Source organism: Janthinobacterium sp. 75 (genome assembly GCF_004365495.1).
Taxonomy (GTDB): Bacteria; Pseudomonadota; Gammaproteobacteria; order Burkholderiales; family Burkholderiaceae_D; genus Janthinobacterium.
The window spans coordinates 438,335-462,494 of record NZ_SORD01000002.1 but is presented as its reverse complement, the minus strand read 5'-3'; the positions used below and the strand labels follow the sequence as shown (position 1 = coordinate 462,494).

The window sequence follows — 24,160 nt, the reverse complement described above, 5'->3', positions numbered from 1 at the left end:
CGAATCGAACGAGGAAGTTCCATGGCTATCGGATTGATCATCATCGGCGACGAAATCCTGTCGGGCAAGCGTACTGACCAGCATTTCCCGAAAGTAGTGAGCATGCTCAAGCAGCGCGGCTTGCAGCTGAGCTGGGCGGAATACGTGGGCGATGAACCGGCCCGCCTGGTCGCCTTGCTCAAGCGCAGTTTTGCCAGCGGCGACATCGTCTTCAGCTTTGGCGGCATCGGCGCCACGCCGGACGACCATACGCGCCAGGCGGCGGCCGATGCATTGGGCTTGCCGCTGGTACTGCACCCGCAAGGCAAGCTCAATATCGAGCAGCGCATCACGGAAATGGGCGTAGAGGCGGGTGTGCCGGCCGATTTGAATTCGCCGGAAAACCTGCACCGCTTGAAAATGGCGGAATTTGTCGAAGGCGCCGAGCTGATTCCGAATCCGTACAACAAGATTGCCGGCTTTGCCGTGCGCGAACATTATTTCGTGCCGGGCTTTCCCGTCATGTCCTGGCCCATGATCGAATGGGTACTCGACACGCATTATGCGCATCTGTTCAATCAGGTGCCGCATGCGGAACATGCCTTGCTCGTGTATGAAACGGCCGAATCCCTGCTGACACCGCTGATGGTGCGCCTGGAAGCGGAGTTTCCGCTAATCAAGGTGTTCAGCCTGCCCAGCGTGGGCGATGCACAGACGCGCCGGCATATCGAACTGGGCGTCAAGGGCGAACCCACGCAGGCGGCGGCTGCCTTTGCGGACATGTGTGCCGCACTCGATACCTTGCAGGCGGAATACCACACCATCTGAGAGGTTGCCCGCCCGGCGCCGGCGGCTTTTTCGCTTGTGTCCGGGCCGCCTTGCATCTTAGTACGCAGGCGACCGTTCCAAGACGTTGTTTTTTTGCGAAAATCTTCAATGAAGCAAGATTTTTGTGTGCGCTCGTCAGTCGTTTTCATGCCGATGTGGTGGAATGGTGAACAGGGACCTTGCGTGTCAAACGCGGGGTTGCCTGCCTGTGCAGCAACATGTTTTTTGATTCACTGGTATGGACATCATGTTAAGCAAGCTTTGTTGTGACCGGCCCTGGCTGGCCCTCGTCTTATCCTGCGCGGAGCGGTATCGCTACTGCATTTTCCACGCCGTCCAAACCCAACCTTACCCCAGCATCCCATGAAAGACACAGGCGTCAACCTGGCCGCGCAAGAGCGGCCCCCCTCTGATCCAGCTGCCGAGACGCCGCCGCCGGCGATCCCGCCGAAGAAGCGCCGTTCGCGCATCTGGCCCATTTTTGCCATCATTTTGCTGGCGCTGATCGCCGGCGTGGCGTGGTTCGTCATGCGCGAAGTGCGTACGTCGGCCCTGCAGGCGGAGTTTTTCACGCGCCTGGATCGCCAACTGACGTTCAAGGTCGAGCCTGGCCCTGCACCGGCGGGCGCCATCCGCTATCCGCAGCACGGTCCGTATGACGAGCGGCTCGGCTATGCCAGCTTGCCGGATTTTATTAGCAAGCTCAATGCGCGCGACTATGCCGTCACGGCGCAGGCGCGCATGTCGCCGAAAATGGTGCAGCTGGTCGACAGGGGCATCTTTGCTACCTATCACGAGAAAAACCGCGCCGGACTGAGCATCCTCGATTGCCGCGCCGCGCCACTGTTCGCGGCCAGCTATCCCGAGCGCATGTTCGACAGCTTTGCCGAAGCGCCACCCGCGCTGGTGCAAAGCCTGTTGTTCATTGAAAATCGCGAATTGCTCGACCCGGGCACGCCCATGCGCAATCCCGCCGTGGAATGGGATCGCCTGAGCAAGGCGATTCTGGACAAGGCGCTGAACCTGTTCGGCGGCCATCGCGGCGGTGGCGGCAGCACCCTGGCCACGCAGATCGAAAAATACCGGCATTCGGAAGATGGGCGCACCAGTTCCATGCAGGACAAGCTGCTGCAGATGCTGTCGGCCAGCTTGCGCTCCTACCAGGATGGCGAAAACACCATGGAAGCGCGGCGCAAGATCGTCCTCAATTACCTGAATACCGTGCCGCTGTCGGCAAAAAGCGGTTTTGGCGAGGTCAACGGCATCGGCGATGGCATGTGGGTCTGGTATGGCCGCCCGTTTGCCGAAGTGAAAGCCTTGCTCAAGGGTAATATGGAGCAGCCAGATAGTGCGCTGGCCTACAAGCAGGCGCTGAGCCTGCTGATCGCGCAGCGCCGTCCATCGCATTATCTGGTGGCCGGTGGTGCCGATCTGGAAGAGTTGACCAACAGCCATTTGCGCCTGCTGGCGCAAGCGGGCGTGATTTCGCCGCAGCTGCGCAATGCGGCCATCGCCGAAAAGCTGCGCCCGTCGACGGCATCGGGCGTGCAATCGGAGGCATCGACCTCGTTCGTCACGCGCAAGGCCTCGAATGCCGTGCGCAACCACCTGGCCAGCATGCTCGGTGATCCGCGCTTGTACAACCTCGACCGCCTCGACCTGAAAGTGGTCAGCACGCTCGATGCGCAGGCGCAAAACGCCGTGACCAAGGTCTTGCGCGAGCTGCGCGACCCGGAAGTGGCGAAAGCGGCCGGCCTGACGGGCAAGGGCATGCTGGGCAATGGCGACCCTGCCAACGTCGTCTACAGTTTTACCCTGCTGCAAAAAGGCGAGCAAGCGAACTTGCTGCGCGTGCAAACTGACAATTTTGACCAGCCGCTCGACATCAACGAAGGCGCCAAGCTGGACCTGGGCTCCACGGCCAAGCTGCGCACCCTGGTCACGTATCTGGACATCATCGATCAGTTGCACCAGCGCTACAGCGGCATGGGTGCCGCCGAGCTGGGCAAGATCGCCGTCGATCCGAAGGACATGCTGTCGCAGTGGGGCATTGCCTACTTGAAACCATTGCCGCTCGGCGAGGCGCGCAACTTGCCCGCCATGCTGGCGGCCGCGATGGAACGCAAATATTCGGGCAATCCTGGCGAAGGTTTCTTCACGGGCGGTGGCTTGCATCATTTCGGCAACTTCTCCAAGCTTGACGACAGCCGCATCATGACGGTGCAGCAGGCGCTGCGCCAGTCGACCAACCTGGTGTTCGTGCGCCTGATGCGCGATGTGGCCCGCTACTACATGTTCTCGCGTCCCGATTCCTCGGCCTCGCTGCTGGCGGACGCGGACGATCCGCGTCGGGCCCAGTACCTGAGCCGTTTTGCCGACAAGGAAGGGCGCGAGTTCCTGCACCGCTTCTATCAGAAGTACCGCGGCAAGAGCGTCGACGAGCAGGAAAAGATTTTGCTGGCCAGCATACGCCCGACCCCCGTGCGCCTGGCGAATATCTTCCGCACCGTCAATCCGAAGGGCACGGTGGCGGAATTTGGCGATTTCCTCAACGCCAACTTGCCGTCGCAAAACGAAGTGCCGCCCGAGCGCGTGGCCAAGATGTACCAGCAGTACGCGATGGAAAACTGGTCGCTGGCTGACCGCGGTTATCTGGCCAATGTGCATCCGCTGGAATTGTGGATGGTGGCGTATCTGCGCCAGCACGAAGGTTCCACCCTGTCGCAGATGGTGGCGGCCAGCGAAAAGGAACGCCAGGAAGTCTATAAATGGCTGTTCAATACGCACCGCAAGCATGCGCAGGACCGCCGCATCGCCAATTTGCTGGAAGTGGAAGGTTTCCTGGAAATCCACCGCCAGTGGAAGAAGATGGGCTATCCGTTTGATTCGCTGGTGCCGTCCTACGCGACCACCCTGGGCGCGTCCGCCGACCGTCCCGCCGCGCTGGCCGAGTTGATGGGCATCATCATCAACGATGGCGTGCGCAAACCGAGCGTGCGCATCGATTCCATGCATTTCGCCGCCAACACGCCGTATGACACCATGGTCAAGCGGGGCACCAAGGTAGAGGCGGAACAAGTGCTGTCGCCGGACGTGGCCAAGGCCGTCGCCAAGGCCATCCGCGAAGTGGTGTCGGACGGTACTGCGAAGCGGGCGAAGACGGCGTTTGTCGGCGCCGACGGCGTGCCCATCCCGATGGGCGGCAAGACGGGTACGGGCGACCAGCGCTTCGACGTGTATGGCGCCGGTGGCCGCCTGATTGAGTCGCGCTATGTGAACCGTTCGGCCACGTTCGTCTTCAATATCGGCGAGCGCTTCTATGGCAGCATGACGGCGTATGTGCGGGGGCCAGAATCGAAGAACTACGATTTCACCAGCGCCTTGCCAGTGCAATTGCTGGTGTCCCTGGCACCGAGCCTGATGCCGCTGATCGAGCCGCCCGCGCCTGCGGAAGGCGTGGCCAAGCAATGTACGAATTAAGGCGTGCTTGCAGCTGAGAGCCGGCCCTCGCGGGCCGGTTTTTTTTGCTGAGAAGAAAGTAGCTATGGAAAGAACGCAGCAAATCTTTGCGCAATATCACCGCTTTGACGATGGCGCACTCGTATCATTCGAGCCAATGTACGGACCGCAAGGCGTGCAAGCCGTGCGCATCGTGTTGTACGCACGAAATCATGGATTGGAAGGCAATGTCTGGCGCCAGGTCGCCATCACGGTGGGCGAGGTGCGGGAAGTGCTGCTCAGGACGCCAGGCAACTTCATCAACCGCATCTGCTGCGGCGTGAAGTTGCTGCGTTTCGGCGATGTCTGGTGCGTCGATGTCGACGGCACCTACACGCACGATGATCCCGCTACACTGGACGAAGTGCGCCGCGATGGCGATTGCTATGTCATCGGCGGCACGGTCGAAGCTATGGAACTCGATTAGCCGGCAAATACGGCGGTTTTATCTGCCAGGCGTGCGTGATACGCGGCGATGGCGGGGGTGTCGGGGCGCTGCATCGGCGCCATCAGCCAGCGCTTGACGGACAGGCCCAGCACGATATCGGCCAGCGTGAATTGTTCGCCGCAGACGAAGGCGCCCGTGCGCTGCAGCTGCTGCTCAAGGATGGCCATCATCTTGTTCCATCCGGCAATACCCACCGCCAGCTGCGCCGCATCCTGGTGCGCGGGGCTGTGGCGCACCAGCGACATGAAGGCGTAGCGCCAGCTGTTGTTGAGGTCACCCATTTGCCAATCCATCCATTTTTCCACTTCCGCGCGGGCGCGGGGATTACTGGGCAACAAGTCCTCGCGGCCCGCTTGCGCACACAGGTAGCGGCATATGGTGTTCGATTCCCACAGCACCAGGTCGCCGTCGAGCAGCACGGGCACCATGGCGTTCGGATTCAAGGCCAGGAAGGCCGGCTCGTCCGTCGCGCGAAAGCCGCTGCCCCAGTCTTCGCGTTCGTACGGCAGGTCGAGTTCCTCGCAGGTCCACAGGACTTTGCGGACGTTGATCGAGGCGGCTTTTCCAAGAATTTTCAGCATGCGGGGCTCCGGGGGCAGGTGATCGATCTGCCACTGTAGCCGAAATGGCCACGCCGCGCCTATGAAAGTGCCTTGCATAGTTGGGCTTTTCTTGGCATCGTAGCCACCCATGAAACCTATGCGCCACCACATGTCCAAAATCCTCGCGTTCAGCCGCTTCTCCGTGCGCGATTTCCTCGCCACCGCCGGTCCCACCCTGCTGCTGGTGGGCGCGTTTTGCGCGCTCGCTTACTGGCTGGTCGACCCGGCGCCGCCGCGCCAGGTGAGCTTGTCGACGGGGCAAGACAATAGCGCGTATGAAGAATTCGGCAAGAAATATACGGCCACCCTGGCCAAGCACGGCATCAAGGTGACCTTGCAGCCATCGCTGGGCTCGCAGGATAACCTGCAGCGCCTCAATAGCGGCAAGACCGATATTGCCTTCGTGCAAAGCGGCTCGACGGAACACGCCGATGCCGAGCGCCATGGCCTCATATCCTTGGGCAGCTTGTTTACGGAACCCGTCTGGCTGTTTCTGCGCGACGACAAGGCGGTGACGGAACTGACGCAATTGAAGGGCATGAAGATCAACCTGGGGCCGGAAGGCACGGGCGTGCCCAGCCTGTTCCGGCAGTTGCTGTCCGTCAATGGTGTGGAAGCCAGCGAGTTGACGGTGAGCGACTTGCAGAACACGCCCGCCACGGTAGAGCTGCTGGAAGGGCGCATCGATGGTCTCGTGTTCAGCTCGGCGCCGGAAGCGCCGCTGATCCAGATGCTGCTGCAAACGCCGGGTATCAAGCTGTTTGATTTTTCGCAAGCGGAAGCGTACACGCGGCGCCTGCCTTTCCTCACGCATGTCGTCTTGCCGCGCGGTATCGTCGACCTGGGTAAAAACATCCCCGCACAGGATTACCACCTGATCGCGCCGACCGCCACTTTAGTCGCACGCGAAGACTTGCATCCTGCCCTGGTCGACCTGTTCGTACAGGCGGCGGCCCGCATTCATGGGGGCACGGGCTGGTTCCAGCAGCAGGGGCAGTTCCCGTCTGCGCGCTATACGGAAATTCCCGTGGCGCCCGAGGCGCTGAAATTCTACAAGGATGGCGCGCCTGTGTTGCAGCGCTACATGAGTTTCTGGCTGGCCAATTTCTTTGACCGCATGTGGGTGCTGGTGGTGGCGCTCGGTGCCTTGATCCTGCCCCTGTCGCGCGTGGTGCCGCCGCTGTACGTGTGGCGCATTCGCTCGCGCGTGTACCGCTGGTACGGCCAGCTGCGCACGGTGGAGCAGGCGCTGGAAGATGTGCCGCAAGAGCAGCGCGCGCAAGTGTATGCGGCGCAATTGAAGCGGCTGGACCAGATCGAGGAAATGGTCAATCAGATCTCGATTCCCCTGTCGTTTGCCGACGGCCTGTATGGCTTGCGCAGCCACATCAACTTCGTGCGCAAGCGCATCCTGACCCTGATGGGTGAGCATCCGGCGCCCGAGGTGGGCGAGCCGGCCTGAAGCGTCGAGCCACGGCTGGCTCTGCATCCGGCCGCCGCGTAGTCGTCATTGACAGCTGTTCAGTTGTTCCTGGTGTCAGGCGCCCAGCCACGGCAGTCCCGCCTTGCACCAGCCACCGATCTGCTTGCGGTGGCCGTCCGCATCCTTGTCGCCCTCGAAGCCTTCGAGGATGTCGAAGCAATTCATATAGCCGTGTTCGGTGGCCAGCTTGGCCGCATGGCGCGAACGCACGCCGGAGCGGCACAGGAACAGCAGCACCTCGTCCTTGCCAGCCTGGGCTGCCAGTTGCGCGAGGAAGTCGGGATTCGGCACGCCACCCGGGTAGGTGGCCCACTGCACCGCACCATGCTGGGTATCGGCGAGGTCGACCCGGCCGACCCAGTCGCGCTCGGCATTCGTGCGCACATCGATGAGCTTGGCGGCAGCATCGAGTTGCAGCAAGTCGTACGCTTCCTGCGGCGTGACGGCGCCGGCATATGGCGTACCTTCATTGGCCCGGCTGCGGGCGGTGGTCAGGATGTCGGCGGCGGTAGTCATGGCGTCCTCGATGAAAGTGGAAAGGTGTGAACGATTATAGTGCGCCGTCCGCGCCCCGCAAACGGGAAGTCACGGTATACGGCGCATGCACCACAAGAAGGCATTTTTCAGGAATCGCCAAAAAATGCACGATAATGGTGCGTTATTCGTTTTTTGCACTTGCATAGTGCATTCTTGATTTGACGCAAAAGCGCGTGAAAATCGCAGGCATGAAAACTTACACTGGGATGACCGGGTTTTGACCCACGTGGCCACATCCGTCCAGAAGCTGGCATGGAATCTGCTATGATCCTTATGAGTTTTGGTGGCACGCAATGTTTGCTTCGCTTCATCAGCCCAGACGCATTAAGGTCGGCTCACCCCACATTCATTTAGGAGATACGCATGGCAATGACAGCCGCAGAAGTCTTGAAGATGGTAGAAGAAAACGAAGTCAAATTCGTTGATTTCCGCTTTGCTGATACCCGTGGTAAAGAGCAGCACGTGACGGTTCCCGTGTCGCACTTCGACATGGACAAATTCGAGTCGGGCCACGCCTTTGACGGTTCTTCGATCGCTGGCTGGAAAGGCATTGAAGCGTCCGACATGATCTTGCTGCCGGATCCAAACACGGCCAATATCGACCCGTTCATGGAAGAAACCACGCTGTTCATGCAGTGCGACGTGATCGAACCGTCGGACGGCAAGGGCTATGACCGCGACCCGCGCTCGATCGCGAAACGCGCCGAAGCCTACCTGAAATCGTCGGGCATGGGCGACACCGCCTACTTCGGCCCTGAGCCAGAATTCTTCATCTTCGACAGCGTGCGCTGGAAGATCGATATGTCGGGCTGCTTCGTCAAGATCGGTTCGGACGAAGGTTCGTGGTCGACTGGCAAGGACATCGAAGGCGGCAACAGCGGCCACCGTCCTACCGTCAAGGGCGGCTACTTCCCGGTGCCACCAGTGGACAGCTTCCAGGACATGCGTTCGGAAATGTGCCTGATTCTGGAATCGCTGGGCATCCCGGTCGAGGTACATCATCACGAAGTCGCCGGCGCCGGTCAGAATGAAATCGGCACCAAGTTCTCGACCCTGGTCGAGCGCGCCGACTGGACGCAAAACCTGAAATACGTGGTGTGGAACGTGGCGCACAGCTATGGCAAGACCGCCACCTTCATGCCGAAACCTATCGTTGGCGACAACGGTTCGGGCATGCACGTGCATCAATCCGTATGGAAAGATGGTAAAAACCTGTTCGCTGGCGACGGCTATGCCGGCCTGTCCGATTTCGCCCTGTACTACATCGGCGGCATCATCAAGCACGCCAAGGCATTGAACGCAATCACCAACCCGGGCACCAACTCGTACAAGCGTCTTGTACCTGGCTACGAAGCTCCGGTGAAACTGGCGTACTCGGCGAAAAACCGTTCCGCCTCGATCCGTATCCCGCACGTAGCCAATCCAAAAGGCCGCCGCGTCGAAGCGCGTTTCCCGGATCCACTGGCGAACCCGTACCTGTGCTTTGCCGCACTGCTGATGGCTGGCCTGGACGGCGTTGCCAACAAGATCCATCCGGGCGAAGCCGCCTCGAAAGATCTGTACCATCTGCCGCCAGAAGAAGACGCACTGATCCCTACCGTGTGCGCTTCGCTGGAAGAAGCACTGGAAGCCCTGGACAAGGACCGCGAGTTCCTGACCCGTGGCGGCGTGTTCAGCGATTCCATGATCGATGCCTACCTGGAACTGAAAATGCAGGACGTACAGCGCATGCGCATGACCACGCATCCTGCCGAGTTCGACATGTACTACTCGCTGTAATGGCGCCATGCCGGCAACTTGCCGGTAGTGAATAAGAAACGCGGGTGAGGCGATCGGTCTTGCCCGCGTTTTTTTATGCGGCGCGCCAAGGCGGCGCCAGTGCAGTGTTGTATAGTCGGCCCAGGAACGATGCGGCATGTGCCGACAGGAGTGAAGATTGACCAAGCATTACAGAATGGCGCTGATGGCAGGATTGCTGGGCGCGGCGGCACAGGCGCACGGGCAGTTGTATGTGTGCGCCGATGCACAAGGACACAAGACGTACACGGACAAGCGTGCCGGCGCGCATTGCCAGTTGCTCGATTTGCCCGGCGCCATGACGGAGCCGCCACGCAAGACGGCGCCGCTGGCCGGTGCGCCTGCCCGGCCCGTCACGCAGGCGCTGGCCACGGCGGCGCCTGCCGCCGGCGCGTTTCCCAAGGTCGATGGCGCCGAGCAGCGCGCGCGCGACCTGGACCGGCGCCAGATCCTGCAGGACGAATTACGCAGCGAAGAGCAGAAACTGGTGGCCCAGCGCCTGGAATTGAACGCAGGACAAGCTGAGCGCCAGGGCAATGAGCGTAACTATGCAAAATACCAGGAACGGGTGGCGCAGTTGAAGGACAACATTAGCCGGACACAGCAAAACGTCGAGGCCCTGAAACGCGAGATCGCCAATATCCGATGATGAGACCATGACAATAGACAACCATTCCAGTCGTCCCGCCCACCTGGCCGGCCTTGATTTGCTGGCATCGGCAGTGATCCTGCTCGATGGCGACGGGCGCATCAGCTATGCCAACGCGGCGGCGGAAAACCTGCTGGAAAGCTCGTTGAAAGCCCTGTCGCGGCAAAAGCTCACGGCGCTGTTCTTGAATCCCGACGAACTGGCCGGCATCTGTGCGCAGGCGCTCGAACATCAGTTTTCCGACTTGCGCCAGGACCTGAGCCTGGAGCGCCTGGGGCGCGAGCCGCTGCGCGTGCACAGCATCGTCAGCGCCCTCGACGCGTCGCGCGACGGCGTGCTGATCGAGCTGCGCGAAAACGTGCAGCAGTTAAAACTCGACCGCGAAGAACGCATCCTCGACCAGAGCCAGGTCAACAAGGAGCTGATCCGCAACCTGGCGCATGAAATCAAGAATCCGCTGGGCGGCATCCGCGGCGCGGCCCAGCTGCTGGAGCTGGAATTGCCGGCCCTGCATCTGAGCGAGCTGCGCGAATACACGCAAGTCATCATCAAGGAAGCGGACCGCCTGCAAACCCTGGTCGACCGCTTGCTGGCGCCGCACCGCCGCCCGCACATCGTGGGCGACGTGAATATCCACGAAGTGTGCGAGCGCGTGCGCAGCCTGATCCTGGCCGAATTTCCCAGTGGTCTCACCATTTCGCGCGATTACGACGCCTCGATCCCCGAGTTTCGCGGTGACAAGGAGCAATTGATACAAACCGTGCTCAACATCGCGCACAACGCGGCGCAAGCCCTGGCCGAGCGCATCGAGGCGGGCGATGCGGAGCTGATTTTCAAGACGCGCGTGGCGCGCCAGGTGACCCTGGCCAAGGTCCGCTACAACCTGGCATTAGACTTGCATATCATTGACAATGGACCGGGCATCGCACCCCAGATCCGCGACCGGATTTTCTACCCGCTGGTGTCGGGCAGGGAAGGCGGCAGTGGGCTGGGACTGACCTTGGCGCAAACCTTCGTGCAACAGCACCTGGGCGTGATCGAGTGCGAAAGCCGGCCTGGATACACCGATTTCAGGATCGTTCTACCCTTGCCATAAGCGAGGGGGTATCCCACCCATGAAATCCATTGCGGGACGCACACACTAATGAAGCCAATCTGGATAGTTGACGACGACGAATCAATCCGCTGGGTGCTGGAAAAAGCCCTGGCGCGGGAAAATCTCGCCACCAAGAGTTTTGCCAATGCGCGCGACGCCATCGCGGCACTGGAATTTGACACGCCGCAAGTGCTCGTGTCCGATATCCGCATGCCGGGCGCGTCCGGCCTGGAATTGTTGCAGACGGTCAAGTCGCGCTTTCCTGGCTTGCCGGTGATCATTATTACCGCCTTTTCCGACCTTGATTCGGCCGTCGCGTCCTTCCAGGGCGGCGCCTTCGAATACCTGGCCAAGCCGTTTGACATCGACAAGGCTGTCGAGCTGATCCGCCGCGCGCTGGAAGAAAGCCTGCGCGAGACCAGCGTCGAATCGGGCCCCTCGGAAACGCCGGAAATCCTCGGCCAGGCACCAGCCATGCAGGAAGTCTTCCGCGCCATCGGCCGCCTGTCGCAATCGAATGTGACGGTGCTCATCACGGGCGAATCCGGTTCCGGCAAGGAACTCGTGGCGCGCGCGCTGCACAAGCACAGTCCGCGTGCGGCGCAGCCCTTCATCGCCCTGAACACGGCGGCGATCCCCAAGGATTTGCTGGAATCCGAATTGTTCGGTCATGAGCGCGGGGCGTTTACGGGCGCCCAGACGACGCGCCGGGGCCGCTTCGAGCAGGCCGAGAACGGCACCCTGTTCCTCGATGAAATCGGCGACATGCCGTTCGACCTGCAGACGCGCTTGCTGCGCGTGCTGTCCGACGGGCATTTCTATCGCGTAGGCGGCCACCAGCCCATGAAGGCGAACGTGCGCGTCATTACAGCCACGCACCAGAACCTTGAGCAGCGCGTGCGCGACGGCCTGTTCCGTGAAGACCTGTATCACCGCCTGAATGTGATCCGGCTGCGCTTGCCCAGTTTGAGGGAGCGGCGCGAGGATATCCCCATCCTGGTGCGCCACTTCCTGGTGCAAAGCGCGCGCCAGCTGGGCGTGGAAGCCAAGCGCATGAGCGAACCGACGATGCAGTTTCTCAGCAGCCTCGATTTGCCCGGCAATGTGCGCCAGCTGGAAAACCTGTGCAACTGGATCACTGTGATGGCGCCGGGGCAGACGGTGGAAATCAAGGACTTGCCGCTGGAACTGACGCAAGGGCAGGGCGATGGCGCCGCGCCGCTGGCGTCCGCTGACGGGGCGCCAGCGAATGCTGCTCATGCGCATGGCGGCCAGGTCTTTGAAGCGGCCGCGCCCGCCAACGGCGCGCCGCCGGGCTGGATCGGCTTGCTGGAATTGCAGGCGGCCGGCATGCTGGGCGCGGGGCAGCAGGAAGTCATGGCTGTGCTGGGGCGGCAATTCGAGTCGGCCCTGATCAAGACGGCGCTCAAGCATACCCACGGGCGCAAGAACGACGCCGCCGTACGCCTGGGCATAGGCCGCAACACCATCACCCGCAAGATCTCGGAACTGGGCATAGACGGCGCCAAGGACGATTGATGCATGGCCGGACGGGGACTCCCCCGTCCGCTTTTCCCCTCGGCGTCCCTTGCTCGCCACAACACCCACAACAAAGGCGGGCGATAAGGTAAGCTGGCGCCTGCCGGACTGTTTCGTCTGGTCTTAACTTTCATTGTGGAACTGTATGCTGATTAACTGCGTGGCCTACCAGGATGGCAAAAAACTGGCCGACTTGCCGATTGACGATATCAGCGATTACGTCGAGCGCCCCGACTGTTTCGTCTGGGTGGCCTTGCTCGATGCCACGCCGGCCGAGCTGAAACAGATGCAGCACGAGTTTTGCCTGCATGAACTGGCCGTCGAGGATGCGCAGCGGGGCCATCAGCGTCCGAAGATCGAGGAATATGGCGACTCCCTGTTTGCCGTGGTAAAAACCGTGGAAATGGTCGAGAACGAACTGGTCATGGGCGAAGTCGACATTTTCGTTGGCGCCAATTATGTGCTCTCGTCGCGCAGCAACAGCTCGCAAGGTTTCCTCGGCGTGCGCGCGCGTGCCGAGCGCGAACCGCACCTGTTGCGCCAGGGCTCGGCCTTCGTGCTGTACGCGCTGATGGACGCCGTCGTCGACCGCTACTTTCCCGTGCTCGATGCACTCGAATCGGAGCTGGAGCTGATCGAGGACCGCATCTTCGACCGCGGCACCGAGCGCGACAATATCGAACGGCTGTACCAGTTGAAACGCAAGGTCATGGTTTTGCGCCACGTGGTGGCGCCCCTGATGGAGGCGGTGGGCAAGCTGCACGGCGGGCGCGTGCCGCCGCTGTGCCACGATACCCAGGAGTATTTCCGCGACGTGCACGACCACCTGGCGCGCATCAATGGCACGCTCGATACCATCCGCGACACCATCAGCACGGCGATCCAGGTGAATTTGTCGATGGTGGCCATCGATGAAAGCGAAGTGAACAAACAGTTGGCGGCCTGGGCGGCTATCTTCGCCGTGTTCACGGCGTTTGCCGGCGTGTGGGGCATGAACTTCAAGTTCATGCCCGAGCTGGATTGGCAATACGGCTATCCCGTGGCCGTGGGCCTGATGAGCTGTGTCTGCGGTTATATGTATTACTTGTTCAAGCGTTCCGGCTGGCTATAAAAAATTCCTGTGTATCTGTATTATTAAACAATAGTCAGGGGTACAATCGCGGCAGGTCCGCTCGGGCGGGCCATGGCTGAGGGTTGCCACGCCGGCAGGTTTGCTGGTGCTTCCAGTGTTGCGCAGGAGCATACATGAGTATTCCCTTGTTTGATGTGAATTCGCAAGAACCCCTGTTCGATCCCGAGCAGCGGCGCACCTTGGCGGAAGCGGCCCTGCGCTCGATCACAGCCTCGACGGCGCACGCCCGTGGCGACGACTTCCTGCGCATCCTCGTCAAGGACCTGGCCGAAGCGCTCGACGTGCACTATGTGGTCGCCGGGCGTCTGGTGCGCATGGACGATGGCAGCGAAGGCATCCGCACCCTGGCCCTGTGGGGCGGCGACGGCTACCAGCCGAACATCGAATACAGCCTGCAGCACACGCCTTGCCAGGACGTGACTTGTCAGAGCATGTGTTTTCATGGCAGCGATATCCAGCGTCGCTTTCCATACGATAGTCTCCTGGTCGACATGCATGCGGAAAGCTATGTCGGCATGCCGCTGATCGATACCGAAGGCAAGACCCTGGGCATCCTGTCGGCCATCGACACGCGTCCCATCGATGAAAACAAGCGCTTGCTGGCCTTGCTGCTGCTGTCGATCTTCTCGGCCCGCAGCGCGGCCGAGCTGCAGCACCAGGAGCGCACCCAGCAGCTGGAAGAAATCGTGCGCGTGCGCACCGAATCGTTGCTGGCGGCGCAGGCCAACCTGATCGAGCAGGAACAGATGGCGGCCCTCGGCTCGCTGGTGGCCGGCGTGTCGCATGAAGTCAACACGCCCATCGGCGTGGCGCTGACGGCGGCGTCGAGCATGGGCAGTTACGCCGACCAGCTGGTGCAGCTGCTGGGCGGTGCCAAGGTCAGCCGGGCCGAATTGATCGACATTGCCGAAGCCTTGAAAGGCGCAGCCGCCTTGATCGAGCGCAACCTGGCGCGCGCCGCCGACCTGATCGGCAATTTCAAGCAGCTGGCCGTGGACCAGGTCAGTGAGTACGTGGCCGACCTGGCGCTGCACGACTATGTGCATGGCCTGGTGTCGGCGCACAGCCCGGAACTGCGCAAGGCGGCGCTGGGCGTGGAACTCGATATCGCGCCCGATTGCCAGGTGCGCCTGGCGGCTGGAAAACTGTCGCAAATCCTCTCTAACCTGCTGATGAACAGCGCCCGTCACGGCTATCCGCAGGGCGGGCCAGGACGCATCACGATACGCGCGCGCATCGAGGCGGACGCGGATGACGCGGCCGCGCGATGGCTGCTGCTGGAGTTTTCCGACGATGGCGTGGGCCTGGCGCCGGCCGTGCGCGAACATATGTTTGAACCGTTTTTCACCACCAAGCGGGGCCAGGGCGGCTCTGGCCTGGGCATGCACATCGTCTACACCATCGTACAGCAACTGGGCGGCCAGGTCAGCGCCGTCGATCGCACGCCCGGCTGCCACATACAGATAAGGCTACCGCTGGCCAGCTGACCCAGGCGTGCTTCGTCAGGCCACAATTGTTTCCCTCTTAAACTATTTATCAAAATTGCATTGTTCGTCAAATATGCGCAGGCATATTTGTGAAAACGGGCGCGAGTGTTGTTTCTATGCATGAACTGGGAATTCAATTATTGACACTGAATTTACGTCATGTTTTGATGAAATGTATCAGCCTGTAACAAAGTATTAGTAGATTTGTAGCAGAGTTGGCAAGGTGCCGCAAGACACTCCCCAGCTGGTTCGGCGCATCTCGGTGGGGGTGTGGTTTTGAAGGCTGAGCTACACGAAGACTGATAGTTGGATTCGCAATGTATTAACCCTCATCTACACGATGACGGTTTTCTAAAATTTGCCTTATTCAAGGATATAACAATGCTTAAAGAAACCGTATTATCTCGCTCTGTGCGCCTGATGTTTTCAGGGATTGCCATTGGCGTGCTGGCTCAGCCAGTACTCGCACAAGAGACCGCACCTGCCTCTCCTACTGTACAACGGGTGGAGATCACCGGTTCGAATATTCGTCGCGCGCAAGCTGAAGGTGTTTCTCCAGTTCAAACCCTGAGCCGGGCAGATATCGAAAAATCGGGTAAATCGACGGTGGCGGAATTGCTTCAGACGCTGGCGGTCGACAACCAAGGGTCGGTTCCTACCAGCTTCGGCAATGGCTTTGCCGCCGGCGCATCGGGTATTTCCCTGCGCGGCCTGGGCACCGCTTCCACGCTGGTTCTGCTCAATGGCCGCCGCATCGCGCCTTACGGCCTGGCGGACGACGGCCAAAAGGTTTTTTCTGACCTGAATATCATTCCCGCCGATGCGGTAGAGCGCGTCGAGATTCTGAAGGATGGGGCTTCGGCAATTTACGGTTCCGACGCCATCGCTGGCGTGGTGAATATCATTCTGCGCAGTGATTTTCAGGGAACCACCCTGAAGGTCAGCTATGGACAGACGGGTTACAGCGATGGTGGCGATGTGCGCCTCGCCGTGACGCATGGCTTTGGCGATATCGTCGCTGACAAATACAACGTGGTCATGAGTGCCGAATATGGCAAGAAAAATGCCGTCTGGAACCGTGACCGCTCCGACCGAGGCTATATTGGCGCTTCGGACTTACGCAATTACGGTTTTGATGCACAACAGGCGCTCGGCGGTACGGGTGCCATTACGGGCAACAACGCTGCAGGCAGTGCGATCAACGGCAACGTGCGTAATCCGACGACGCTTGATTACTACAACCGCGGCAACCCGAACGGCGTCGGTTTCACGCGGACCTTTCCAGGCGCGGCCTGCTCCAACTTCACCAACCATCCGCAAGGCGACCCAGGCGGTGGTTGCCTGATTGACGCTCCGCAACTGTACAGCCAGATGCAGCCTAGCCAGGAAACGGGCAATGTCTTCCTGCGCGGCACTTTCCAGCTCAGTCAGGACGTCCAGGCTTATGCCGAAGCGAACTATTTCACCAGTCAATCCTCTTCGTCAACGACGCCGACCGGTATCAGCGGCAGCGTTGGCTACCCGGGCGGTCCGGTCAGCAATGCGGCCGTGGCCTTGGGCGCCAATCATCCTGACAATCCGTATTTTGGGACAGCCGCGCGCTTCCGCTACCTGGCGGCCGATCTCGGTCCTCGCGTCAGCAATATCGATTCGACGTTCACCCGCTTCGTCACTGGCCTGAAAGGCAGCGCCGCAGGATGGGATTTCGATACGGCCTTGCTGTATTCGCAGAACAAGGTGTCCAACGACCGCTCCGGCTATCTGCAGCGCGACGTGATGTTTGCACTGCTTAACCCGACAGCCGCGAATGTGGCCGCCGCGAGGAGCAATCCGGCATATGCAGCATTGCCAGCAGGCAGCTACTGGCGCATCGGCGAAAATGCAGGCTTGAATTCGGCTGCCTTGTACGCTGCGCTGGCACCGAAGATCTCCAACGATGCGACGACCAAAATGGCGCAGATCGACTTCAAGGCGTCGCGCGAGCTGATGGCCTTGCCAGGCGGCGCTCTCGGTATCGCCGTCGGTGCGGAATATCGTCACGAATCGACCGAACTGGCGCCAACGGCGGGCACGGACAAGGGCAATATTGTCGGCCTGGGGTATTCGGCATACGAAGGCAGCCGCAGTGTTACGGCCGCTTATACGGAGCTGGTGGCGCCGGTATGGAAAGGCGTCGAGCTGTCGGGCGCCATCCGCGCCGACCATTTTTCCGATGTCGGCAATGCTTACACGCCGAAGGTCGGCTTGAAATGGAATCCGGTCAAGGAATTTGCCGTACGCGGTTCGTTCGCCAAGGGCTTCCGTGCACCTAGCGCGGCGGAAAACGGCAAGGGTGGCCTGGCTGCCTTCTCGTCGGCCAGCGATCCGCTGCGCTGCGCCTTGGGTGTGACCAGCGCCTGCTCGGCCGCTTCTATTGCCATCATTACCTCGCCGAACCCTGCTTTGTCGCCGGAAAAATCGAAGAGCTCGAATATCGGTTTCGTGTGGGATCCATTGCCTAAGACAAATCTGACGGTGGACTTCTGGCAGATCAAACGTACCAACGAGATCAACCAGGAGCAGACGGACGCGGCGATTGCCGCCGGCCATGTGGCGCGCGATCCTTCGACCGCGCAGGCCGGTATTGCTGGCGACCCGGGTGCCATCACGGCAGTGCTGGCGAACTATGTGAACTCGGCCCAGACCAAGGTACGCGGCGTCGACCTGGACTTCCGTCAAGGCTTCGACCTGGGTGCAGGTTATGGCAAGCTGACTTTCGATGCGAAGTGGACGCACCTCTTCACGTTCACCCGCACGGAAAAGGACGGCTCCTCGCGTGACTTTGCTGGTACACACGGCAATTGCGACGTGAGTAACTGCATGGGAACGCCGGATAACCGTGTCAACCTGGGTCTGACCTGGGAGCTCAACAAGTTGCGTGTCTCGGCTGCGGCCAACTACCGCGGTGCTTTGAAAAACACCAACTTCAAGAACGATCCGGATGGTTGCGCCTTCCACTACGCCAACGGCGACGATGCGCCGGCAGGTTGCGAGCTCGCTTCGTTCACCAGCATTGACCTGAATGCCCGCTACAAGATCAACGAGAAGATGGAGTTGTTCGGTACGGTGCAGAACTTGTTCGACAAACGTGCTCCGCTCGATCCGCTGACCTATGGTGCGGTTTCCTACAATCCGCTGGATTTTGCTGGCGCCGTAGGCCGCTACTTCTCGGGAGGCTTGAAGTACACCTTCTAAGCGCATGATGGCGCCCCTTGGGGCGCCATCGACTACGCTGGATAACCGGCCGGGCCCGTCACGGGGCCCGGCTTTTTTTATGGCTGGCCGCCACGTGGGCGGCGAGTACGCGCCTGTCTAGTCGCGCGCTGCCATCGACAGCGCCACCGCTTCGGCCACCTTGATGCCGTCAACGGCCGCCGACAGGATGCCGCCCGCATAGCCGGCGCCTTCGCCGGCGGGGAACAGGCCCCGTGTGTTCAGGCTTTGCAGGTTGTCGTCGCGGCGCTTGATGCGGATCGGTGAAGAGGTGCGCGTTTCCACGCCCGTCAGCACGGCGTCGGCCTTGTAATAGCCCTTGATCTGCTTGTTGAATGCAGGAAACGCTTCACGCAGGGCCGTGATGGCGTATTCGGGCAGCGACGGCGCCAGGTCCGTCAGGTGCACGGCCGGCTTGTACGAGGGCACCACACTGCCAAATTCCGTCGAGGCGCGACCGGCCACGAAGTCGCCCACCAGCTGGCCAGGGGCATCGTAGTTGCTGCCGCCCAGGGCAAACGCGCGCTCTTCCAGGTCGCGCTGCAGGGCGATGCCGGCCAGCGGGTCGCCCGGATAGTCAGCTGGCGTGATGCCGACGACGATGGCGCTGTTGGCGTTGCGCTCGTTGCGCGAGTACTGGCTCATGCCGTTCGTCACCAGGCGGCCCGGTTCGGAGGCGGCGGCCACCACCGTGCCGCCCGGGCACATGCAGAAGCTGTAGACGGAGCGGCCATTGCTGGCGTGGTGCACCAGCTTATAGTCGGCCGCACCCAGGATAGGGTGGCCGGCGCTGGGGCCGAAGCGGCAGCTGTCGATCAATGATTGCGGGTGTTCCACGCGGAAACCGATCGAAAACGGTTTCGCTTCGATGTACACGCCGCGGCGGTGCAGCATTTCGAAAGTGTCGCGCGCGCTGTGGCCGATGGCCAGCACCACGTGGTTGCTGGCGATGGTCTCGCCATTGTCCAGCACCACGCCGCGCACCTGGCCGCCGTCGGCACCTGGCACGATGTCGAGATCGACCACTTTGCTGCTGAAACGGTATTCGCCTCCCAGCTGCTCGATATTGGCGCGCATTTCTTCCACCATCTTGACCAGGCGGAAAGTGCCGATGTGCGGCTTGCTCACGTACATGATTTCCTCGGGCGCACCGGCCTTGACGAATTCCGTCAATACCTTGCGGCCGTAGTGCTTGGGGTCCTTGATCTGGCTGTACAGCTTGCCGTCCGAAAAGGTGCCGGCGCCGCCTTCGCCGAACTGCACATTCGATTCCGGGTTCAGTTCGCGCTTGCGCCAGAAGCCGAAGGTGTCGACCGTGCGTTCGCGCACTTGCTTGCCCCGTTCCAGGATGAGGGGGCGCAAACCCATCTGTGCCAGGATCAGCGCCACGAACAGGCCGCAAGGGCCCGTGCCGATGACGATGGGACGCGGTTCATTGGTGTGGCCGGCCAGCTGTTCGCCGCCGGCGACGAATTTGTAGTCGGTGTCGGGTGCTGGCATCAGGTGCACATCGTGCTGAAGGCGCGCCAGCACGGCCGCTTCATTCTTGACGTCAACATGCAGCGAGTAAATCAACACCACGGCGCTGCGCTTGCGCGCGTCGTAGCTGCGCTTGAAGACGGTAAAGCCGAGCAAATCGGCGGCGGCGATGCCCAGACGCGCCAGGATGGCGGCAGGCAGGGCTGCTTCGTCGTGTTCGAGGGGGAGTTTTACTTCGTTGAGTCGCAACATGATGTGTAGTCTTAAAAATTGCTGGGCTCCGTATCTAGCGGAGAGTCTGTGAGACGGCGCGTGCGCTGCCATCAGGACGCTATTTTACCTGCTGCGCAACCGTTGATGCGGCGGGGCCGGCCGTCCTGTGCTGCGATGGCAAGGCGCGGACCGTTGCGAATGATCCCGTATCGCTGGCGCTGCTCGAAAAATAGGATACCCGTTCCAGCGCTTTGTGACACGACGCTAAATATGGCGCAACAGGAAACAAGTTATCGAGGCGAATAACAATCAAGGCAGGAGAATATTATTGCTAGCCGCGCTAATTGGAATGGAAATGCGCCTGCTGAAATGCGCCTGCTGAATATTGGAAGCAAGCCAGAAATGAGGGGGGCGGCGGGGGGATATTGAATCGAATGCGATTTAATTTGTTTCGGTGAGCCAATATATATTTGCGCATAATAAAAGACGCAAACTATTGTATTGAATAATTAATTCAATATGCATGAAATAAACGCAGTCGATATATTAACGTTCCTATGCTGGATACACGTTATTTTGTTTCAAACCGATTAGTAATGTAGTACAAAAAATGGAGTTTTGATAGCTTTAGTTTATTTTGTTGTATTTTTCCAACGTACCGTTTTTTTCCTGGCGCCAACAGACCGGGTTTTTGGCAGCCGCATGCCAGGCAGGATGGCTGCGGGACTGCCTCTGCATGCTGTAACACATTGGTGCATCATGCAGGGCCCTGTGATAGGGAAAGCGAGGATTTTTGCCTGCGTTGGCTGTTGTTCCTTACGGCGCCAGGCAATCCCGTCCATTTTATTTTTTGGTCTGGATGCACCAAAAAGTGGCGCATCGAACACGGTTGTATAGCTACTGCACTGCATTGGTGCAATTGCGATTTTTAATCGGTATTGCTGCGATTGTTTTGGCTGGGAATTCAGGCAGAAGCGCAAAAAAAGTGTTGTTTCTTTGTTGAATGTATTTTTTGCTATTATTGACAGTGCAGCTATTGAAGTGTTTTCATGGCGGACTGTCATAGTAACGTTGCTGGTTCGCTCATAAAGCGATAAACGGTTGGAGACACTGCCGACGGCACGGAGGAAAGACATTAAACATAATTTTATGTTTACCAGAGCCTGACTAGATCAGTAGGTATTATTAAAATCGGAGAACTTATGCATCAACGCACCAAGATTGCAGTAGCAGTAGCGATGGCATTGAACGCACTTACCGCATTTGCCCAAGCGCAAGCTGAAGCCGAAGCTCCTCAGCGCGTCGAAATTACCGGCTCACGTATTCGCCAGGTCGACCTGGAAACGGCACAACCGGTCTCGAAGATTTCCGCACAGCAGATTCAGGCTACTGGCCTGGTCACGGTTGGCGACGTCTTGAATCAAATGACGTCGTCGGCTCCTCCTACCGGTTTCAGCAAGGGCTCGACCCTGACGTCGAACCTGGAAATGGGCGGTCAATACATCGACTTGCGCAACCTCGGCCCTGAGCGCCTGCTGGTGCTGGTCGACGGCAAGCGTTGGACGCAGTCCGTCAATGGTTATACCGATCTGTCGACCGTGCCTACGGCGATGATCGAGCGCATCGAAATTCTGAAAGATGGCGCGTCGGCGATCTACGGCTCAGATGCTATCGCAGGCGTGATCAACATCATCCTGAAAACCCGCATGACCGGTGGCGCTGTCAGCCTCTACAAGGGTATCAACGAAGGCGGCGACGGCAAATCCGAGGACTACTCGCTGACGTACGGCGCTGGCGATGAAAAAGCATCCATGATTTTCGGCATCAGCCACAGCGAACAGCGTGCCGTCTGGGCCCGTGATCGTGAAATCACCAAATACAGCCGTGGTCCTGGCCATCCAGATGCCGGTTTGGGTGGCGGCCCGTGGGGCGCGATCCGTTTGAAGAATGCAGATGGCGACTGGGGCGATCAAATGGTCCTCAATCACACTGGCGGCAAGTATGGTGACGGCGTGGGTGCCGATTCGCGTAATCCGGCCAACTACCACCCTGCCAGCGCCAGCATCAACGACGACAAATACAGCACCACCAATGACATGATGTTCCAGGCGCCGACGGCCCTGACGACCATCATCACCAAAGGTGAAATCGCCCTGCCGAAGGACCTGCGCCTGAAGACGACGGCAATGTATTCCGAGCGTACTTCGAGCACGCAAAATGGCGGCTACCCGCTGCAGTCGGCTACGCAAGAAGCGTTCCCTGTGTACATCGACAAAGACAGCTATTTCAACCCGTACGGCAGTTCCGTCGCTGGCGCGGGCAATGGCCAGGATCTGTACTTCAACCGCCGTACTGTAGAGCGTCCACGCATAACAGAAAACCGTAGCCAGACCCTGCATATTGATGCAGTGCTGGAAGGCGACTTCACATTGCGCGGTTTGCCGTGGAACTGGAGCGCAGGTTACAACCACAACTCCGTTGCGGGCAACATCAAGGGCACGGGCAACCTCAACTTGCTGAACCTGAAAAAGGCCCTCGGCCCATCGTTCAAGAATGCCAGCGGCGTCGTGCAGTGCGGTACGGCAGAGAACCCGATTGCCTTGGGTGCCTGCGTGCCGTTCAATGTCCTGGGCGGCCCGTCCGCTTCGAACAAGCAGGCGCTGGACTACGTGATGGCCACCGGTCAATCGACCTATGGCAGCACGATCAACAGCGCGACCGCTGACATGGCCGGTGAATTGTTCTCCCTGCCAGCTGGCGCAGTCGGCATCGCAGGTGGCCTGGAGCACCGTTCCGTGCGTGGCTTTGACCAGCCTGGCCAGTTTGAGCAATCGGGTTACTCGTCCGACCTGGCCGGTAATGCTACCTATGGTAACTACTCGGTCAAGGAAGCGTATCTGGAAGCAAACATTCCAGTATTGAAAGACAAGCCGTTTGCAAAATTGCTGTCCTTGAACGTGGCATCGCGCTACTCCGACTACAGCAACTTTGGCAGCACCACCAATAGCAAAGTCAGTTTCATGTGGAAACCGGTGGACGACTTCCTGGCACGTGGTACCTGGGCCGAGGGCTTCCGCGCTCCATCGCTGGGCGATACGTTTGGTGGCGGCACGCAGTCGTTCGATGAATACATGGACATCTGCGACAGCGTCAATGGCCAGCGTAACAATCCAACCGTGGCAGCGAACTGCCTTGCAGGTGGTGCGCCAGCCGGTTACCGTCAAGTTGATCAGTCGGGCAACCCAGTCGATGCAGGTGGCAATCAGTCGAACGTGGCATTCCAGGCAGGTGCTGGTAACGCCGCGCTGAAACCGGAAATCGCCAAGACTAAGACCTTGGGCTTCGTCTACAACCCATCGTTCATTCCTGGCCTGAACGCTTCGCTGGACTGGTTCAAAGTCAGCGTCAAGAACCGTATCACGGCAGTTGACGCCGATTTCGTGCTGGAACAGTGCTACCTGAAAAATGTGTCGTCGTATTGCGCGGTCATCAAGCGCGATCTCGCTGGTAACGTGATCAGCTTGGCTCGCGGAAATGCCAACCTGGGCGAATTGTCGACTGAAGGCGTCGACATCGGTCTCGGCTATCGTCTGCCACGCACCGCGTACGGCCAATTCAACATTCGTTCGGACTCGACCTGGGTCAAGTCGTTCAAGAGCAAGAGCTCGGATGAATCTGAATGGCAAGAATACAACGGTGAGTACAACTACAATCGCTTCAAGACGAATTTGACGGTTGACTGGAGCATGGGCAACTGGAGCGCCGCGGTTACCTCGCGTTATGCGAGCGGTGTGAAGGGCAAGTGCTACTCGCCTACGGAAGAGTGCAGCAATCCAGATGGCGATGCAAGCTTTGGCCGTTACAACAAAATGGGTTCGGTTACGTACACCGACTTGAGCGTTGGTTACAAAACGCCATGGAAAGGCCAGATCCTGGTCGGCGCCAACAATGTTTTCGACAAGGCTCCACGCATCACCTACAGCGGCAATTCGTCGGGCAGCTCGGTTGATCCTAATGCGCCTATCGATCGTTTCGTCTACGTGCGTTACAACCAGGCTTTCTAATCGGGCGCGCCGCAAGGCGCGTTGGCTGATAGTCTGAATACAACCCGCCAGGTTCGCCTGGCGGGTTTTTTTTGTCT

The 24,160-nt window shown here is 59.8% G+C and carries 16 protein-coding genes; 12 read left to right on the top strand and 4 right to left on the bottom strand.

Features of this window, described 5'->3' with window-relative positions; all coding sequences use genetic code 11:
- The first annotated feature begins 21 nt into the window (after positions 1–21).
- From C8C89_RS26370 to C8C89_RS26360, 3 genes are all read left to right on the top strand, one after another.
- Positions 22–807, top strand: coding sequence for a molybdopterin-binding protein (locus C8C89_RS26370; RefSeq protein WP_101484049.1), 786 nt, complete (start codon positions 22–24; stop codon positions 805–807).
- A gap of 363 nt (positions 808–1,170) precedes the next feature.
- Positions 1,171–4,287, top strand: a complete 3,117-nt coding sequence (locus C8C89_RS26365; protein ID WP_133994050.1) for a transglycosylase domain-containing protein — start codon at positions 1,171–1,173, stop codon at positions 4,285–4,287.
- Positions 4,288–4,351: 64 nt separating this feature from the next.
- Positions 4,352–4,732 carry a hypothetical protein gene (locus C8C89_RS26360; RefSeq protein ID WP_101484051.1) on the top strand — a complete coding sequence of 127 codons (381 nt, stop codon included), beginning with the start codon at positions 4,352–4,354 and terminating at the stop codon, positions 4,730–4,732.
- Here the strand turns inward: C8C89_RS26360 and C8C89_RS26355 are convergent.
- Complete coding sequence (locus tag C8C89_RS26355; protein WP_101484052.1) at positions 4,729–5,334, bottom strand: glutathione S-transferase; 606 nt, start codon at positions 5,332–5,334, stop codon at positions 4,729–4,731. The genes C8C89_RS26360 and C8C89_RS26355 overlap by 4 nt on opposite strands.
- A gap of 130 nt (positions 5,335–5,464) precedes the next feature.
- On the opposite strand from C8C89_RS26355, the gene C8C89_RS26350 reads away from it, so the two are divergent.
- Positions 5,465–6,817, top strand: a complete 1,353-nt coding sequence (locus C8C89_RS26350; RefSeq protein ID WP_133994048.1) for a TAXI family TRAP transporter solute-binding subunit — start codon at positions 5,465–5,467, stop codon at positions 6,815–6,817.
- A gap of 75 nt (positions 6,818–6,892) precedes the next feature.
- Here C8C89_RS26350 and C8C89_RS26345 read toward each other — a convergent pair whose 3' ends face one another.
- Positions 6,893–7,354, bottom strand: a complete 462-nt coding sequence (locus tag C8C89_RS26345; RefSeq protein WP_101484053.1) for a rhodanese-like domain-containing protein — start codon at positions 7,352–7,354, stop codon at positions 6,893–6,895.
- Positions 7,355–7,738: 384 nt separating this feature from the next.
- On the opposite strand from C8C89_RS26345, the gene glnA reads away from it, so the two are divergent.
- From glnA to C8C89_RS26310, 7 genes are all read left to right on the top strand, one after another.
- Complete coding sequence (glnA, locus tag C8C89_RS26340) at positions 7,739–9,154, top strand: type I glutamate--ammonia ligase (protein ID WP_070219258.1); 1,416 nt, start codon at positions 7,739–7,741, stop codon at positions 9,152–9,154.
- 157 nt (positions 9,155–9,311) lie between these two features.
- Positions 9,312–9,821: a DUF4124 domain-containing protein gene (locus C8C89_RS26335; protein WP_347876611.1), complete on the top strand. Its 510-nt coding sequence runs from the start codon at positions 9,312–9,314 to the stop codon at positions 9,819–9,821.
- 7 nt (positions 9,822–9,828) lie between these two features.
- The gene (gene glnL / locus C8C89_RS26330) at positions 9,829–10,917 is read left to right on the top strand and encodes a nitrogen regulation protein NR(II) (RefSeq protein ID WP_101484054.1); all 1,089 of its coding nucleotides are present in this window, start codon (positions 9,829–9,831) and stop codon (positions 10,915–10,917) included.
- Positions 10,918–10,965: 48 nt separating this feature from the next.
- Positions 10,966–12,456 (top strand): nitrogen regulation protein NR(I), encoded by a 1,491-nt coding sequence (gene ntrC / locus C8C89_RS26325; protein ID WP_133994046.1) that lies wholly within the window; start codon positions 10,966–10,968, stop codon positions 12,454–12,456.
- Positions 12,457–12,601: 145 nt separating this feature from the next.
- On the top strand, positions 12,602–13,567 hold the full coding sequence (gene corA / locus C8C89_RS26320; protein ID WP_101484056.1) for a magnesium/cobalt transporter CorA: 966 nt from the start codon (positions 12,602–12,604) through the stop codon (positions 13,565–13,567).
- A 134-nt stretch (positions 13,568–13,701) separates the two neighbouring features.
- Complete coding sequence (locus tag C8C89_RS26315) at positions 13,702–15,075, top strand: GAF domain-containing sensor histidine kinase (protein ID WP_133994044.1); 1,374 nt, start codon at positions 13,702–13,704, stop codon at positions 15,073–15,075.
- A gap of 381 nt (positions 15,076–15,456) precedes the next feature.
- A complete protein-coding gene (locus tag C8C89_RS26310; RefSeq protein ID WP_133994042.1) occupies positions 15,457–18,309 on the top strand; it encodes a TonB-dependent receptor in 2,853 nt (950 codons plus the stop codon).
- A gap of 117 nt (positions 18,310–18,426) precedes the next feature.
- Here the strand turns inward: C8C89_RS26310 and C8C89_RS26305 are convergent, their stop codons facing one another.
- Positions 18,427–20,058 carry an NAD(P)/FAD-dependent oxidoreductase gene (locus C8C89_RS26305; protein ID WP_101484059.1) on the bottom strand — a complete coding sequence of 544 codons (1,632 nt, stop codon included), beginning with the start codon at positions 20,056–20,058 and terminating at the stop codon, positions 18,427–18,429.
- 593 nt (positions 20,059–20,651) lie between these two features.
- On the bottom strand, positions 20,652–21,155 hold the full coding sequence (locus C8C89_RS26300; RefSeq protein WP_133994040.1) for a hypothetical protein: 504 nt from the start codon (positions 21,153–21,155) through the stop codon (positions 20,652–20,654).
- A gap of 102 nt (positions 21,156–21,257) precedes the next feature.
- On the opposite strand from C8C89_RS26300, the gene C8C89_RS26295 reads away from it, so the two are divergent.
- Positions 21,258–24,083 (top strand): TonB-dependent receptor, encoded by a 2,826-nt coding sequence (locus tag C8C89_RS26295; protein ID WP_243858435.1) that lies wholly within the window; start codon positions 21,258–21,260, stop codon positions 24,081–24,083.
- Positions 24,084–24,160 lie beyond the last annotated feature (77 nt).